The sequence below is a fragment of the Sphingomonas sp. genome (assembly GCF_035998645.1).
GTDB lineage: Bacteria > Pseudomonadota > Alphaproteobacteria > Sphingomonadales > Sphingomonadaceae > Sphingomonas.
Window position 1 is genome coordinate 47,995 of sequence record NZ_DASYHL010000005.1, and the last position, 16,419, is coordinate 64,413.

General features: G+C 66.0%; 14 protein-coding genes. 7 read left to right on the forward strand and 7 right to left on the reverse strand.

The genetic code is table 11. The annotated features are described in order from the left end of the window. Nucleotides 1-253 precede the first annotated feature (253 nt). On the reverse strand, nt 254-817 hold the full coding sequence (locus VGN66_RS13970) for a hypothetical protein (RefSeq protein WP_327519431.1): 564 nt from the start codon (nt 815-817) through the stop codon (nt 254-256). Nucleotides 818-882: 65 nt separating this feature from the next. Here VGN66_RS13970 and VGN66_RS13975 point away from each other — a divergent pair, with 65 nt between their 5' ends. After that, nucleotides 883-1,473, forward strand: a complete 591-nt coding sequence (locus VGN66_RS13975) for an NAD(P)H-dependent oxidoreductase (RefSeq protein WP_327519432.1) — start codon at nt 883-885, stop codon at nt 1,471-1,473. On the opposite strand, the gene VGN66_RS13980 is transcribed toward VGN66_RS13975, so the two are convergent. Further along, nucleotides 1,470-1,640, reverse strand: coding sequence for a hypothetical protein (locus tag VGN66_RS13980; RefSeq protein WP_327519433.1), 171 nt, complete (start codon nt 1,638-1,640; stop codon nt 1,470-1,472). The two genes, VGN66_RS13975 and VGN66_RS13980, sit on opposite strands and share 4 nt — an antisense overlap. After that, nucleotides 1,637-4,213 carry a DNA mismatch repair protein MutS gene (gene mutS, locus VGN66_RS13985; RefSeq protein WP_327520273.1) on the reverse strand — a complete coding sequence of 859 codons (2,577 nt, stop codon included), beginning with the start codon at nt 4,211-4,213 and terminating at the stop codon, nt 1,637-1,639. The genes VGN66_RS13980 and mutS overlap by 4 nt, the downstream gene beginning before the upstream one ends. Before the next feature lie 203 nt (nt 4,214-4,416). Here mutS and VGN66_RS13990 point away from each other — a divergent pair, with 203 nt between their 5' ends. After that, on the forward strand, nt 4,417-5,925 hold the full coding sequence (locus VGN66_RS13990; RefSeq protein ID WP_327519434.1) for a hypothetical protein: 1,509 nt from the start codon (nt 4,417-4,419) through the stop codon (nt 5,923-5,925). 29 nt (nt 5,926-5,954) lie between these two features. Then, nucleotides 5,955-8,213: an NADP-dependent malic enzyme gene (locus VGN66_RS13995; protein WP_327519435.1), complete on the forward strand. Its 2,259-nt coding sequence runs from the start codon at nt 5,955-5,957 to the stop codon at nt 8,211-8,213. A gap of 6 nt (nt 8,214-8,219) precedes the next feature. Here VGN66_RS13995 and VGN66_RS14000 read toward each other — a convergent pair whose 3' ends face one another. Beyond that, the gene (locus VGN66_RS14000) at nt 8,220-9,326 is read right to left on the reverse strand and encodes a lactonase family protein (protein WP_327519436.1); all 1,107 of its coding nucleotides are present in this window, start codon (nt 9,324-9,326) and stop codon (nt 8,220-8,222) included. Nucleotides 9,327-9,507: 181 nt separating this feature from the next. Between VGN66_RS14000 and VGN66_RS14005 the strand changes: the two genes are divergently transcribed. Beyond that, a complete protein-coding gene (locus VGN66_RS14005) occupies nt 9,508-10,581 on the forward strand; it encodes an AI-2E family transporter (protein ID WP_327519437.1) in 1,074 nt (357 codons plus the stop codon). Here VGN66_RS14005 and VGN66_RS14010 read toward each other — a convergent pair. The 3 genes from VGN66_RS14010 to VGN66_RS14020 form a co-directional block, all read right to left on the reverse strand. Then, on the reverse strand, nt 10,578-11,366 hold the full coding sequence (locus VGN66_RS14010; RefSeq protein ID WP_327519438.1) for an SDR family oxidoreductase: 789 nt from the start codon (nt 11,364-11,366) through the stop codon (nt 10,578-10,580). The genes VGN66_RS14005 and VGN66_RS14010 overlap by 4 nt on opposite strands. A 132-nt stretch (nt 11,367-11,498) precedes the next feature. Continuing rightward, nucleotides 11,499-12,644, reverse strand: a complete 1,146-nt coding sequence (locus VGN66_RS14015; RefSeq protein ID WP_327519439.1) for an acyl-CoA dehydrogenase family protein — start codon at nt 12,642-12,644, stop codon at nt 11,499-11,501. 124 nt (nt 12,645-12,768) lie between these two features. After that, nucleotides 12,769-12,927, reverse strand: a complete 159-nt coding sequence (locus VGN66_RS14020) for a hypothetical protein (RefSeq protein WP_186456931.1) — start codon at nt 12,925-12,927, stop codon at nt 12,769-12,771. Between the two features lie 180 nt (nt 12,928-13,107). Between VGN66_RS14020 and VGN66_RS14025 the strand changes: the two genes are divergently transcribed. The 3 genes from VGN66_RS14025 to VGN66_RS14035 all read left to right on the forward strand — a co-directional run bounded on the left by VGN66_RS14025 (nt 13,108) and on the right by VGN66_RS14035 (nt 16,218). After that, nucleotides 13,108-14,490, forward strand: a complete 1,383-nt coding sequence (locus tag VGN66_RS14025; RefSeq protein WP_327519440.1) for a helix-turn-helix domain-containing protein — start codon at nt 13,108-13,110, stop codon at nt 14,488-14,490. A 208-nt stretch (nt 14,491-14,698) separates the two neighbouring features. Next, the gene (locus VGN66_RS14030) at nt 14,699-15,925 is read left to right on the forward strand and encodes a hypothetical protein (protein ID WP_327519441.1); all 1,227 of its coding nucleotides are present in this window, start codon (nt 14,699-14,701) and stop codon (nt 15,923-15,925) included. 20 nt (nt 15,926-15,945) lie between these two features. After that, nucleotides 15,946-16,218 (forward strand): hypothetical protein, encoded by a 273-nt coding sequence (locus VGN66_RS14035; protein ID WP_327519442.1) that lies wholly within the window; start codon nt 15,946-15,948, stop codon nt 16,216-16,218. Nucleotides 16,219-16,419 lie beyond the last annotated feature (201 nt).

Below are 16,419 nucleotides of genomic sequence, written 5' to 3' on the forward strand. Positions count from 1 at the left end.
GAGGTGATCCGATGTCTCATGGTTCAGCAGTGAGGTCGGTTCAGTTCGTTCGGGAGACGCGGCGCTAAGCAACTGCGTCGGATGGCCGCCGCGAGGCGCTCCATTCGAATGGCGTTCGGGAGGACTTCTCCTCCAATCAACGACGCCGCAGCGGCTATGCGATCCGCATGGTCTCCCGGGCTGGAGCTCTCCGGCCGCTGACCATGTCGGAGGTCACCGGGTGCCAGAGATGGCCCCGGTGGCCTCTTTCATTTCAAAACAGGTAAACCACCAGATAGCGCGCCACGAGCGCGACCATCATCGCAATGCTCGCAGTCCGGCCCCGCACCACCATCGCCGCGATCATCAGCACCAGCAGCACGACCGCCAACCCCGCCGCCAATGGCCGCTGCAGATTGACCGCCAGCTCCGGCACGCTGGCATAAAACGCGATCTGGCAGATGAGCAGCCCCAGCATCACCCCCAACACGATCCGCCGCACCCGAAAATAATGCGCATCGAGATCGGCAAGCTCCCCCGGCTCCCGCGGGAACACCAGATGCGCCGCAAGATAATAGGCACCGGCAAACACCGTCACCGCCATCATCGAATGGCCGGAAACCCCGACCACGTCCCGCGAGACCCACGCCGCTCCCCAGAAAGACAGCAGGTCGAGCAGCACGAAAATGCCGAGCAACGGCGTCAGCCACCCGATCCGCATCGTCGCCCCGGGCCGCAACCGCGCCTCGATCGCCCGGGCAAGGCCGCCCAGTACCTCAACGATCGACAGACCGAGCAACAGCCCGAACAGCGCGAAGATGAACTCGAATTCGCTCATGGATTTTCCCCCGCCGCCCACTATCCATGACGGCACCGCCCTGTCGAGCGAAAGGCCCATCGATCATGTCCGACCGCATCCTCGTCTTCTACGGCTCCTACCGCCGCGACCGCATGGGCATCCGCCTCGCCCGCTGGCTGACCGCCCAACTGACCGCCCGAGGCTGCGACGTCGAACTGATCGACGCGATGGCGGTCGACCTTCCGATGCTCGACCGAATGTACAAGGAATATCCGAAGGGCGAGGCGCCCGAAGCGATGGAAATGCTCGCCACCAAGATCAAGGCGGCCGACGGATTCCTGTTCGTCACCGGCGAGTATAACTGGGGGCTGCAACCTGGTCTCAAGAACCTGACCGACCATTTCCTGGAGGAATGGTTCTGGCGACCTGCGGCGATTGCCAGCTATTCGGCGGGTCGGCTGGCCGGGGCGCGGAGCAATTCGATGTGGCACCCGATTTTGAGCGAGATGGGGATGGTCGTCACCTCGTCCACATTGACGGTGGGCCAGATCGGCCAGGCGATCGACGCCGATGACCAGCCCCAAGGGGAGGGCGGGGCATCGCTCACCCGCGCCTTCCCGCGCTTTGCAGATGATTTTCTATGGTGGGTCGAAGCGGCGAAGGCTCAGCGCGCCCGGCGCGATCCGCCCTATTAAGTCAGGATGACGAGCAACCAGATGAGCAAGGCGACCAGCAGCGCCGGGGTTGCCAGGATCAGGCCGATCACCAGCATCACCCGAGCCGCCTTCCGCGATCCGAACCCCGCGCGCGAGCTGGCGTAAATCACCCACAGCAGCCCGACGAACCCGTTGTTACGCATCATGCGTCACCCAATGCCTTGAGCCGGTAGAGCGCGTCCAGCGCCTCGCGCGGGCTCAGTGCATCGACGTCCAATGCCTCGAGTTCCGCCCGCAACGGATCGACCGGTGCCGCCTCCTCCGCCACCATCGCCGCAAACAGCGGCAGGTCGTCAAGCCCGGCGGCGATCCCGCCGGTCTTCTCGCGCCCCGCTTCCAACTTGGCCAGCACCGACTTGGCGCGGCTGATCGTCATCGGCGGCAGCCCTGCGAGCCGCGCGACCGCGAGGCCGTAGCTGCGATCCGCTGGCCCCTCGGCTACCTCGTGCAACAGCACCAGATCGCCCTTCCACTCGCGCGCCCGCACATGGTGCAACGACAGCGCCTCGCATCGTTCGGCCAGCCGTGTCAGCTCATGGTAATGCGTCGCGAACAGACAGCGGCAGCGATTATCCTCATGAATCGCCTCGACCACCGCCCAGGCGATCGCGAGGCCATCATAGGTGCTGGTACCGCGCCCGACCTCGTCAAGAATGACGAAGCTGCGCGGCGTCGCCTGCGCCAGGATGGCGGCGGTCTCGACCATCTCGACCATGAAGGTCGAGCGCCCGCGCGCAAGGTTGTCCGAAGCACCGACCCGGCTGAACAGGCGATCCACCAGCCCCAGCTTCGCCCGCACCGCCGGGACATAGGCCCCCGCCTGCGCCAGCACCGCGATCAGCGCGTTCTGGCGGAGAAAGGTGGACTTGCCGCCCATGTTCGGGCCGGTGACCAGCCACAGCCGGTTCGCGTCCGACAACACACAGTCATTGGCGACGAAGCGCTCGCCGCTCCGCGCCAGCGCCGTTTCCACGACGGGATGCCGCCCGCCCTCGATCTCGAAACAGGCATGATCGACCAGTGCGGGTCTGCTCCAGCCGCCTTCTGCGGCGCGCTCGGCGAGGCCCGCCGCGACGTCGAGCCGGGCGAGCGCATCAGCGGTCGCGGCAATCGCTTCGCGCGTCGCCAGAGCGGCTGCGGTCAGGTCCTCGAGATGCGCCGCCTCCGCCGCCAGAGCATGCGCCCCGGCCTGCGTCACCTTGATCGCAATCTCGTGCAGTTCCGGCGCGTTGAAGCGGACGACGCCCGCCAGCGTCTGGCGATGCGTGAAGCCGCTCTCGGGCGCCATCAGCGCGTCGGCATGCTTCGCCGCGACCTCGATATGGTAACCGAGCACGCCGTTATGCTTGATCTTGAGCGCGGTGATGCCGGTGCGCTCGCGATACTGCGCCTCCAGCGCTGCGAGCGCGCGACGCCCGCCCGCGCCCGCATCGCGCAAATCGTCGAGCGCCGCGTCATAGCCTTCGGCAATGTAGCCGCCATGCGCCGCATCGATCGGCGGGGCAGGGACCAGCGCGCGCTGGAGCAGGTCGATCAGCGCACCATGCCCGCGCAGCTGCGGTGCGAGATCGGCGAGCAGTACGGGCGGCTGCGGCAACCGGCCCAGCTTCTCGCCCAGCCGCCACGCGCCATCGAGACCATCGCGCAATTGCCCCAAATCGCGCGGGCTGCCGCGCCCGGCGGCGAGGCGACCCAGCGCACGGCCAATATCGGGCAGGCTGCGCAGCGTGCCGCGCACATCCTCGCGCAGGCCAGGGTCGTCGTGGAAGCGCTGCACCAGATCCAGCCGCGCCTCGATCGCGCCGACATCCATCAGCGGCGCGGCAAGATCCTGTCCCAGCAATCGCGCACCCGCGCCGGTCACCGTCCGGTCGACCGCATCGAGCAAGCTGCCCTTGCGCGTCCCCGGCTGGCTCTGTGTCAGTTCCAGGCTCTCGCGGGTCGCCGCGTCGATCGCCATGCACGCGTCCGACCGGGTGATCCTCGGCGGGCGCAGGAAGGGCAGGGCACCCTTGGCGGTATGGTCGAGATAGGCGATCAGCCCACCCGCCGCAGCCAGTGCCGCGCGTCCGAACTGCCCGAATCCGTCGAGCGTTGAGACGCCAAACAGTGCCTTGATCCGCGCTTCGCCCCGGCTGCTGTCGAACTCGCCGCGCGGGCGTAACGTTGTTGCGAGCAGGTCGGCGTCGCTGCCCTCCGCAACCACGATCTCGGCCGGATTTAGCTGCGCGAGCACCGCGCTTGCCGCCTCCGCGCTGCATTCCAATATCTCGAACCGCCCGGTCGAAATGTCGGCCGCCGCAACCGCAACCTCGCCCCCCGCCTCGCCGATCGCTGCGCACCAGTTCGCGCTGCGGCTGTCTAGCAACGCCTCTTCGGTCAGCGTGCCGGCGGTGACGACTCGGATGATCGCGCGGGCAACCAAAGCCTTGGACCCGCCGCGCTTCTTCGCTTCCTCCGGCGTTTCGATCTGGTCGGCGATGGCGACGCGATGCCCCGCCTTGATCAGCCGCGCGAGATAGCCTTCGGCCGAATGCGCCGGCACGCCGCACATCGGAATCTTGTCGCCTCCATGCTCACCGCGCGAGGTGAGCGCGATGTCGAGGACATTGCTCGCAATCTTGGCGTCGTCGAAGAACAGCTCGAAGAAATCGCCCATGCGGTAGAAGAGCAGGCAGTCCTGCGATTCTGCCTTGAGCGCGAGATATTGCGCCATCATCGGCGTGGGGGGGGCGGTCATGCGTGACCGCTATCTCAAAATTCGCTGATTGCAATGGCTGTTACGGTGTGACGTGCCATCCGGTCTGAGCTAGTGGACAACGGATGCAGACGCCATCTCCACACCCCGTTCTGCCCGTATCCGACATGCCCGAACCTCCACCATTCGTCCTGCACCGATGGCCGGCGGTGAGCATCATCTGCATGTTGTTTCTGTTGCCTTGGTTGTTCGTTCGCATTCCGCCGATCATCGATGTGCCGGGGCATATGGGCCGCATGGCGGTGGCGCTCGCACCCGGCGACAGTGCGTTGCATCAGTTTTTCAGCTTCACCTGGGTGCCCGTCCTAAACCTAGGCAGCGATGCACTGATCGTAGCGCTTGCCCCGGTGCTGGGACTCATGGGCGCAACGTGGCTGGTTTGTGCGGCGATCCCCATGATCACCGCTCTCGGCGTCGTTGCGGTTGCCCGGACGCTCAATCCCCGGGGGGCTACGGCTCTGCCCTGGGCGCTGCTCTTTGTGATCAACTGGCCGTTTCTCTATGGCTTTCTCAACTATTCGCTCACCATCGGGTTCGCGCTATTGGCGGTAGCGCTGTGGTTCCGCCTTGAGCAGCGGCTGGGTTTGCGGGCAGCACTGTTTCTGATCCTGCTTCCGTTGCTGATGGTGAGCCACGCGGTCGGTGGTGCGATGGCGACGATCATCATTGCCGGCCAGGAAGTCGGGCGCCGGGAGGCTTGGCGGCGGGCCAATTGGAGGCTGGCGACGGCTAGAGACATCGCAATTGTGCTGTGGCCGTTGTGCGGTGTCCTGGCTGGAGTGCTTGCCTGGATGTTCGTGGCACCGCCCACCAGCGGAGAAACCCGCTGGCTGGTCAGTCTCAAAATCGATGCCGTGGTGATGGCGTTGCGCGACCAGAACATCATTCTGGACATGGGATCCATGGCCGCTGTTCTCGCTGTCCTTGTCATGGGAAGACGATGGGGTGCCCGATACCGAAACGGCACGCTGGTGCCGGTCCTCGCGGTTGCGAGCCTGATCGTGCTTGCCCCGTCCGTGCTCAATTCGGCGCATCACATCGACACCCGGCTTGTCCCGATCGCGCTGATGCTCGCACTGGCGTTGCAGGACTGGAGCGAGGTCGCGAGCAAACGCCGCCGGTTCGTCGCGGTGGCCGGGGCGATCGTGCTTGTCGTTCGCTTGATCCTCACCACGGCGAGCTTCGTCGGCTACGAGCGAAGCTACACCAGCGAGCTGTCCGCGCTCGATCAGGTTCGGCCCGGTTCCCGCATCCTCAGCTTCGTCGCAGTCGGGTGCAAATTGTCGGACTGGAAGAGGCATCGGCTCGAACACATTTCCAATCTGGCTACGGTGACACGACAGTCCTGGGTCAATTCGCATTGGGAGATGGACGGCGTGAACATGCTTCAGGTCCGCTACCGCCCCGATCCGCTTTACTACAAGGATCCCTCTGAATTCGTGTTCCCCGAACGGTGCATCGACATGAATGTGCCGATGGAGCAGCGTAGTCGCCGGACATTGCAGGAGACGCTGACGGTCGCGCCGGTCGACCGGGTTGACTATCTCTGGCTGGTCAACGCCCGCTTGCCGAGCGATTATGCGGGCCCGCCGCTTGATACGCTGTGGTCGAACGGACGCAGCGAACTCTATGCAGTGCGCCAGCCGGTTCCCTTTCGCGCCGACCGGCCCTAAAGAGCCAGCATACCGCTGCGGAGCCCCGAATGTCCGAAGAAGCCAATATCCAGTTTTCCGAGCGCGAGGCGCTGCTGTTCCACTCGGAAGGCCGGCCCGGCAAGATCGAGATCATCGCGTCCAAACCGCTGACCACCCAGCGCGACCTGGCGCTCGCCTATTCGCCCGGCGTCGCGGTCCCGGTCCAGGCAATCGCCGACGATCCCGCGACGGCTTATGACTATACCGCCAAGGGTAACCTCGTTGCGGTCATCTCCAACGGCACGGCCATTCTGGGCATGGGCAATTTGGGGGCATTGGCGTCCAAGCCGGTGATGGAGGGCAAGGCGGTGCTGTTCAAGCGCTTCGCCGACGTCGACTCGATCGATATCGAGCTGAAGACCGAGGATGTCGATCGCTTCATCGATGCGGTCGAGCTGATGGAGCCGAGCTTTGGCGGCATCAACCTTGAAGACATCAAGGCGCCCGAGTGCTTCATCATCGAGCAGACGCTGCGCGAGCGGATGAACATCCCGGTGTTCCATGACGATCAGCATGGCACCGCGATCATTACCGCCGCCGGCCTGATCAACGCGTGCCTGCTCACCGGTCGCGTGCTCAGCGAGATCAAGGTGGTGGTCAATGGCGCGGGCGCTGCCGCGATCGCCTGCACCGAATTGATGAAGGCGATGGGCGTGCGTCACGAGAATGTGCTGATGTGCGACCGTACCGGTATCATCACCACCGATCGTGAAGGCGTGAACCAGTGGCAGTCGGCCCATGCCGCGACGACCGATCGCCGCACGCTGACCGAGGCGCTGGTCGGGGCCGACGTGTTCCTCGGCCTGTCCGCCGCTGGTGCGCTCAAGCCCGAGATGGTCGTCGACATGGCTCCGGCGCCGATCATCTTCGCGATGGCCAATCCCGAGCCGGAAATCCGCCCCGAGCTGGCCAAGGCCGCGCGCCCCGATGCGATCATCGCCACCGGACGGTCGGACTATCCCAATCAGGTCAACAACGTCCTTGGTTTCCCCTTCATCTTCCGCGGCGCGCTCGACGTGCGCGCGACTGCGGTGAATGAGGAAATGAAGATCGCCGCCGCCCGCGCCATCGCCGAGCTGGCGCGCGAGCAGGTGCCGGAGGAAGTCGCGCTCGCCTATGGCAAGGCACACAGCTTCGGCCCCGAATACATCATCCCCGCGCCGTTCGACCCGCGCTTGATGGAAGTCGTGTCGATGGCGGTCGCCAAGGCGGCGATGGATTCAGGCGTTGCGACCAAGCCGATCCTCGACATGGCCGCCTATCGCCACACGCTGCGCGGTCGCCTCAATCCGACGACGTCGGTCCTCACCCTCGCTTACGAAGGCGCGCGCGCGCACCCCAAGCGGGTGATCTTCGCCGAGGGCGAAGAGGAAGTCGTGCTCCGCGCCGCGATCGCCTTCCGCGACGGCGGCTATGGCACGCCGGTGCTGGTCGGGCGCGACGATGTTCCCGAACGCCTGCGTGCGCTCGGCGTCAGCGATCCCGATAGCTTCGAGCTGCATAACAGCCGCAATTCGCCGCTAGTGCCGGCGATGGTCGACTTCCTCTACAGCCGTCTGCAGCGGCGCGGCTATCTGCGCCGTGATTGCGAGCGGATGGTGAACCAGGATCGCAATATCTTCGGCTCGCTGCTGCTCCAGCTGGGCGAGGGCGATGTGATGATTACCGGCGTCACCCGCACCTATGCGCAGACGATGCGCGAAGTCCGCCGCGTGATCGATGTGGCGGAGGGGCGGACTGCGTTCGGCGTCCATATCATGGTCGGCCAGAGCCACACCGTGTTCATCGCCGACACGACGGTGAATGAGCGGCCGAACGCCGAGGAACTGGCGGACATTGCCGAACAGACCGCGCAGGTCGCCCGCCGCATGGGCCATGAACCGCGCGTCGCGTTCCTGAGCTATTCGACCTTCGGCAATCCCAAGGGCGCGTATCTCGAGAATATCCGCGACGCGGTGAAGGTGCTCGACGCGCGCGGAGTCGGCTTCGAATATGAAGGCGAGATGGCGCCAGACGTCGCGCTCAACCCGCGCCAGCTCGCCAACTACCCGTTCGCGCGCCTGTCCGGTCCCGCCAACATCCTGATCATGCCGGGTCTGCAATCGGCGCATATCTCCGCCAAGCTACTGCGCGAGTTGGGTGGCGATGCGATGATCGGGCCAATGCTGGTCGGCATGGAAAAGCCGGTTCAGGTCGCCCCGATGACGAGCAGCGCGGGCGATCTGGTGACGCTGGCGGTGCTCGCCGCCGGAGGGATCGCCCGCTAGGCCCGCCTATTCGGAGAGGAAGACGACGCCGGGGATCGCCGGGCCGCGTGTCGGCTCGGCGAGGCGCCCGTCGGCCTGAACGCGCAGCACCGCAACATTGCCCGATCGTTCGTTGGCAACGAGCACCTCGCCGCGATCCTCGCGCAGCAGGAACAGGCGCGGCCAATGCCCGCCGCAGCTGACATGCTGCACCAGGGTCAGGTCGCCGTCGCGTGCAATGGCGAATACCGCGATACTGTCATGGCCGCGATTGGAAAGATACAGCCGCGTCCCTGCGCGGTTGACCGCGATGTGCGCGCCCGAAGACGGGCCTTCGAAGCCGGCGGGGAGGGTGGAGAGCGTCTCTCCTCCGGCAAAGCTGCCATCGGGATTTGCGCGCAGGACCGTGACCGTGTTTGTCAGCTCAGCCAACAGGTAGGCGACCGGCAGCTGCGGGTGCCAGGCGAGATGGCGCGGCCCCGATCCCGGCGCCGCACGATACGCCACATCGGTCCCCGTGACGCGTCCTGACGCAGGATCAACGCGATGGGCGAACACTGCGTCCGCACCCAGATCGACAGCATGGAGCATCCGCCCGTCCCGACTGAACCCAACCCAATGGGCATGCGGTTCGGTCTGTCGGCGCTGGTTCGGTCCGCTGCCGCGATGCGCAACGCTCTGCGCCTCGCCGATCGGCAGCCCGGTCTTCCGGTCCAGCCGCCACAGCGTGACGTTGCCGCTCGAATAATTCGCCACGGCGAGCGTGCCCCCATCCGGGCTGAGCGCGGCATGGCATGGATCCGCTCCCATCGTAGAGAAGGTGCCGAGCCGCTTCAGTGTCCGATCATAGATGCCGAGCGCGCCTTCCTGTTGCTCCTCGAGCAGATAGCGCACGCGACCGTCACGCGACGCCACACCGAACGACGCATTGCGGATCGCAGCGAACGGTGTCCCCGCCGTCCAGCCTTCACCCGTGGCGGTCATCGGCACCACGCCCGGACCACCGCGGCTGGCATAGGTGCCGGCGATCAGGCGATCGGGTTCGCGGGGCAGAGCGACAGCTGGGGTGCCGGCAAGGGCGAGCGTGCCAGCGATGAAGCTGCGGCGGGACGGGGCGAATGGGGAAGAGGCCATTGTCACTTGAAAGCCGTCCGCGCCCGCCGCGTCAACGGCGCAGTGGGTGGATGCAGACATTCAGCGATTGGTGACGGGGGCGATACGGACCCGCTGGCGATGCAATGCGTTGCGCGTTACGACTATGGCCACAGGGCCTTGGCCCCATCACTCGCGCGCATTGCCTGGAGCACATCACCGCATGACTACCCCAACGGACACGACCGCGAGCGATTTCCCGACAATCGGCCGGGTCGCGACGGTCACCGTCACGATTCTGGTGATCGTCGGTTTTGCATGGATGCTGCTCGAACTGTCGGGCTTCCTCATGCTGATCTTTGCGGCGCTGGTGCTCGCCGCGATTTTTGGTGTGATCACGCAGTCGGTGAGCCGCTGGACCGGCATGGGGCGCGGTCCGGCGCTCGGGATTTCGGTGGTCCTGATCCTCGCCGTGTTCGGGGGCGCGTTCACGCTGTTCGGATCGCAGCTCGCGGGGGAGTTCGACACCATCCAGGACAGCATCCCGCCAGCGATCGAACAGGTCCGCGCCTTCCTTGAGCGCGCCGGCCTGAGCGAGTCGGTGCGCAATATGGTCGAGCAGGGGAGCAGCGACGTGTCGCGCCTCGCCAGCCAGGCGGGGGGCTATGTCCTCACCGCCACCAACGGGATCGCGAATTTCGTGCTGGTGTTCGTCGCAGCGATCTTCCTTGCCAGCGATCCGGCAGTGTATCGGCGGGGCTTGCTGCTGCTGATGCCGAGCCGGGCCGAGCCGACCATGGCGGCGGCGCTGGACGATGCGTCGCGCGGCCTGCGCGGTTGGATGGTCGGGCAGGCGGTGTCGTCGCTGGTCGTCGCGGCCTTTACCTGGGCCGGGCTTGCGCTGCTCGGCGTGCCGGCGTCCGGCGGGCTGGGCCTGATCGCCGGGTTGCTCGACGTGATCCCGATGATCGGGCCGATCATCGCCGGGGTGCCGGCGGTGCTGCTGGCCTTCACCGTATCGCCGATGACCGCGCTGTGGACGGTTGTGCTGTTCCTGGTCATCCAGCAGATTCAGGGCAATTTCCTGCAGCCGATGATCCAGAAACAGGCGGTCGACGTGCCGCCAGCCATCCTGCTCTTCGCCGTGGTTGCAGCGGGGCTGCTGTTCGGCTTCCTTGGCGTCCTGCTCGCAGCCCCGCTGACCGTCGTCGTGTTCGTGCTGGTCCAGCGCATCTATGTCCGCACCTTGCTGGGGCGGGAGATCAAGATCGCTGGCCAGAACGAGGCCGCAGACTAAGCGTCGATGCTCTCCCCCAGTGACGCGTTGACCAGCCCGCCGTCGACCACCAGCGTGTCGCCGACGACGTAATCCGAGGCGCGGCTGGCGAGGAAGATCGCGGCGCCGGCCATGTCTTCGGGCGTCCCGACGCGGCGCATCGGGATGCGCTTGGCCACTTCATCGCCATGGTCGCGGGCGGCGCGGTTCATCTCACTGGCGAATGCGCCGGGCGCCAAGCTGGTGACGATGATGCCGTCGCGGATCAGGCGCGCGGCCATGCGCTTTGTCAGGTAGATCAGCGCCGCCTTCGACGCATGATAGCTATAGGTTTCCCACGGATTGAGCCGCAGCCCGTCGATCGAGGTGATGTTGATCACCTTGGACGGCGCATCATGGCTGGCGCGCGCCTTGAGCAGGCCGTGCAGTGCCTGCGTCAGGAAGAAGGGCGATTTGACGTTGAGGTCCATCACCTTGTCCCAGCCGGCCTCGGGAAATTCCGCGAATTCGACGCCCCATGCCGCGCCGGCATTGTTGACGAGGATGTCAAGATGCGGCTCGCGTTCGGCCAGCGCGGCGGCGAGTGCCTTGCAGCCTTCGACGGTCGAGACGTCCATCGGGAGCGGAATACAGTTCGGGCCGAGTTCGGCGGCGGTTTCGTCGCACGCCGGGGCTTTGCGCGAGGAGATATAGACTTTCGCGCCCTGAGCGATGAAGCCTTCGGCGATCATCTTGCCGATGCCGCGGCTGCCGCCGGTGACGAGGGCGACCTTGCCGGTCAGGTCGAAGAATTTGCTGGTGTCCATCCTATCTCTCCCAATCTGTTCCCCTCCCGCTTGCGGGAGGGGCTAGGGGAGGGCCTGTCCACTAGCTGCTGTCGTCAACCCGGGGGGACAGGCCCTCCCCCGACCCCTCCCGCAAGCGGGAGGGGAGAAGTGCTACCCGCCGCGCTTCAACGTCTCACGCGCGATGATCAGCTGCTGGATCTGGCTGGTGCCTTCGTAGATGCGGAACAGGCGGACGTCGCGGTACAGCCGCTCGATCCCGTAATCGGCGATATAGCCTGCACCGCCGAAGATCTGCACCGCGCGGTCGGCGACGCGGCCGACCATTTCGGTGGCGAACAGTTTCGCCGCGGCGGACTCCAGCACCACGTCCTTGCCCTCATCCTTGGCTCGGGCAGTTTCGAGGACCAGCGCGCGGGCGGCGAGGCATTCGGTCTTGCTGTCGGCGATCATCGCCTGGATCAGTTGATGCTCGGCGATGGGTTTGCCGAACTGTTTGCGCTCGGTCGCATAGGCGACGCAGTCGGCGATCAGCCGCTCGGCGACGCCGACGCTGACCGCGCTGATGTGCAGCCGACCACGGTCGAGCACGCGCATCGCGATCTTGAAGCCCTCGCCCTCCGCGCCGAGGCGGTTGGCGGCGGGGACGCGGACATCGTCGAAGATCACGTCGGCGACCTTCGCGCCCTTCTGCCCCATCTTCTTTTCGGGCTCCCCGATGCTGACGCCGGGCAGGTCGCGGGGGACGAGGAAGGCGGACACGCCGCGTGCGCCGGGTTCGTCGCCGGTGCGGGCCATCACGGTGAACAGCGACGCCTTGTCGGCATTGGTGATGTAGCGTTTGGTGCCGGTGAGCCGATAGACGTCGCCATCCCGGACCGCGCGGGCCTTTACCGCGCCGCTGTCGCTGCCGACATCGGGTTCGGTCAGCGCGAAGCTGGTGACGATGTCGCCGGTGGCGATTTTCGGCAGCCATTCGGCCTTTTGTTCAGGGGTGCCGGCCATGACCAGGCCCTGGCTGCCGATTCCGACATTGGTGCCGAAGGTCGAGCGGAAGGCCGGGGTGGTGCGCCCGAGTTCGAGTGCGACGCGGCATTCCTCGACCATACTCAGGCCCAGCCCGCCATATTCTTCCGCAATCGACAGGCCGAACAGGCCGAGCGCCTTCATCTCCTCAACAATGTGCGGCGGGATTGCGTCGGCTTCTTCGACTTCTGCCTCGAGCGGGCGCAGCCGTTCGGCGACGAAGCGACGTACCGTGTCAATCAATGCGTCAAAGGTCTCGACGTCGAGGCTCATATCCGGCGATCCTGCTCCATACCCTGTTTTCGAATCGAGGGATTAGCAGGGGCAAATCGCGGACGCAAATGCCCGCCGGAGCGAACCGGCGGGCATCGTTCCTCCCCAGGAAGGCGGTGCCGCGTCAGCCGAGGCGGCCGAGGCGGTGATAGAGGTTGGCGAACTGGACCGAGCGGGGATCGTCGGCGATCTTGCGGGTGTAATCGGCCACCGCTTCCTTGAGCAGGGCGAAGTCGGCGGTCGAGAAGACCGGGCGGGCAGTCGCGGGTTCGGGGGTCTTCATGGGCTTGCTCCTGTAAACTGTCGTGCATTCTGTATGACTCACGAATGGCGATCCTGACAATTTTGATCAGCTGTCAGCGGGGTCACGGTGTAGTTCGCGCATGACAGGCGAATGGATGTTATGTAAATAATTGACACATTCCGATTGAATTGAACATAGCAAGAACAAGGGCTGTAGGACATGGCTGAGCGCAAATTGTTCGCGGGGCATGCGGTGCGGCGGCTGCGGCGCGGGCAGGGGCTGACGCAGGCGGCGATGGCGGAGATGCTGGGCGTTTCGGCCAGCTATCTCAACCTGGTCGAGCGCAACCAGCGGCCGCTGTCGGCAACGCTGATGCTTAGCCTTGCGCAGGTGTTCGACTTCGACCCGCGCACGCTGGCAGCGGGCGAGCCGGGCGGGGGTGAGGAGGCGATGCGGCGGCGGCTGGCGGACCCGCTGTTCGCCGATATCGAGATTGACCGCAGCGAACTGACCGAATGGCTGGCGGGTGCGCCGGGAGGGGTGGAGGCGTTCGCGCGGGCCTATGACCGGATCGGGGCGGGCGGCACCGTGGCATCCGGGGATGCGGAAGATCCGGGTGCGGCGGTGCGGCGCGAGGTGGAGCGGTGGCGCAACCACTTCGCCGACCTCGACGCTGCCGCCGAAACGCTGGCCGACGAGCTGCGCATCGCATCGAGCGACCCGTTCGGCGCGATGGCCGAGCGGCTGCGCGTCAAACACCAGCTGTCGATCCGAGTCCTCCCGATCGAGGTTCTTGCCGGGCTGCGCGTGCGGCTCGACCTGCATGCGCGCCAGTTGCAATTGTCCGAGGCGCTCGATCCGCCGAGCCGGGTGTTCGCGCTGGCCCGCCAACTGGCGAGCGAGGCGCGGACCGAGATCGAGGCGTTGGTGCGCGGTGCCGGGTTCCCCGACCGCGTCGCCGAGCGACTCTACCGCCGCCACCTCGCCGGTTATTTCGCTGCGGCGGTGATGATGCCCTATGCCCGCTTCCTGCGTGCGTGCGAGGCGACCGGATATGACCTCGAACTGCTGCGCCGCCGTTTCGGGGCGAGCGCGGAGCAGGTCGCGCACCGGCTAACCACGTTGCAGCGGGTTGGCGCGCGCGGGCTGCCGTTCTTCATGCTGCGCGTTGACCGGGCGGGGCAGGTGTCGAAGCGCTTTGCCGGGGCGAGTGGTTCGCCTTTGGTCGAATCCTCCGTGCCCTGCCCGCTGCTCGACGCCTATGCCGCATTCGCCCGCCCGGATGAGCGGATCGTTCAGCTGGTCGAACTCGAGGACGGATCGCGCTGGTTCACCAGCTCGCGCTGCGTAGCTCCGCCCGGCGGCTGGGCGGGGGCGGTGCGCGCGCGTTTCGTCGTGACGCTGGGGCTGGCGGCGGAGGCGGCGACGGGGCTGGCGGCTGCGCGGGGCCTCGATTTCGGGGGAGAGGCGGTGCCGGTGGGTCTGGGCTGCCGCGCCTGCACGCGCGAATGTCCGCAGCGCAGCGCGCCGCCGACGGGGCGCGCAATGCTGGTCAGCGAGCGCGAGGCGGGGGTCTCGCCGTTCGGTTTTGCGGCGGACTGACCCGCTCCTCCGAAACGGACCTCGACACCTCCGCGATGGATCAGTCGTATGATTGACCGGCGGGGGACCGCGAGGGCAGGATCATGATCAGGCGGTTCCGATCGTGTTGGCTCCTGCTGGCGTCCCTTTGAAAACCGAGTGAGCCGGATGACGTGCGACCGATGGGTCCGCGTCGCATTCTGCGCCACGCCGTGCCCGGAGAGCGGCCATGATCATTGTCGACCCCGCGACTTTGGAGTGCGAACTGGGCATTGCCGGGCTGCACTTCGCGGCGAACCGGGTGACCCCGCTCACCGAACATCCCGACTGGTTCGACCTCAAGATCGGGTCAAGCCCAGGCCCGCTAGTGTCCGATTTCGTCACGCATGGCCCCGACTTTGCCTATTCCACCTCGGGCATCCATATCGGCCAGGACGACCGGCTGACCTTTTTCGGTGAACCCGACCGGATCATCGACGGTTATTTCATCGATTGCCGGGCCGGCAGTCCGACGCTGCACAAGCGAATCCATGCCCGGTTCCACGCCAGCCCCGCCCGGCGGCTGGTGATCGAGCGCGGGATCGCCCACACCTTTGAGGGGCTGGCCGGAATCGTCACCCGTGACGAGCCGCTGTGGTATTCGGCGGAGAATAATCCGCATTGGAACGTCAACAACGACCTCGTTTCGGTGCTGCGCGACGCTGCCGAACCGCCGGTGGTCGAGGTGAATCCGCATCGCCTGCCCGACAGTCTCCACCAATATATGACCCGGTTGTCACAGGCGGTGCTGGGAGAGCCCAAAGCTTATTCGACCCGCTTCAAGCTGCGCATCGCGGGAGCAGAGCAATATGTGATGTTCCAGGAGACGGCCTGGGATCAGGAGGGGCGTGACCTGGCACCCGTGCTGGCGTCGGTCGACGGCATTCCGGGGGTGCAGGCGATGCGGTCGCGCTATGCGATCACCGGAAAGGCGTCGTGGACGCTGGTGCCCAACACCGACTCCGGCGTTGCCGACGTCCTGCGCCTGCGTGCCGCGCGGGACCCGGCGGACGCGCCCGCGCCCGCCATGTTCGTGCATCGCAGGACACGCAAATGGTACAGCCTGCTGACCAATGAGGGCGGCGCGGTTCGGATCGAGACGGTCGACCTGCGCCCCGGCTCGGCGACCGCCGGTCGCGCTGCCGCCGCGACCTTGGTCTGCGACCCGCGCGTCAGCTATTTGATCGAACCGGGAATCGCCTATCGCTTCGTCGCCGACAGCGACATTTACTGCCGGTCCGAACATGACGTGTTCGTCTCGCAGGACGAACCGCGCGCCGACCTTCCGCCGTTCGGGCAGGATCTGGAGATTGTCGATCCGTCCGATCTGGCCGCCGCCCAGCCCGATTTGCCGACGCTGCAATGCCCAGGCCGCGTGGTCCGCCAGATGGCGCGGTTCGAACTGGAGCCCATGTGAGATCAACCAAGGAGGGAAAGATGAAGGACGAATTCGAGAAGATCGACTGGTCGGACGAACTGCAGACCCTGGTCGGGCAGGCCAAGAGCCCGGAGGAAAAGCGCGCGGCGTTCGCGTTTGCCAATGCGATCAATCCCTATCTGGAGAATCCCGCGCTCCTCAAGACGTTGCTCGGCAAGATCATGCAGAGCCCGAGCTCGATGGTCGCGGTCGTTGCCGCCAAGCGCGATTTCGAGGATCTGGACGAGGTCCGCAAGAGCGTGGGCAAGTCGGTCAGCGTGATCCCGCTCTGACGTTTCATTACCGCGCCGATCGGGACCTGGGCAGGGCCGGCGTTGCGCCGGCCCTGTCTGCTTGTATCCGCGACGCGGCCGGGATCAGGCCGGCTGGTTGATCACGTCGATGATTGGAAACGCAGCGTTTCTTCGCGGGCGCAACAAATCCTGACACACTTTTGCGACAAGTTGGTTGGAATAGTTGATGTTCCCCCCGGT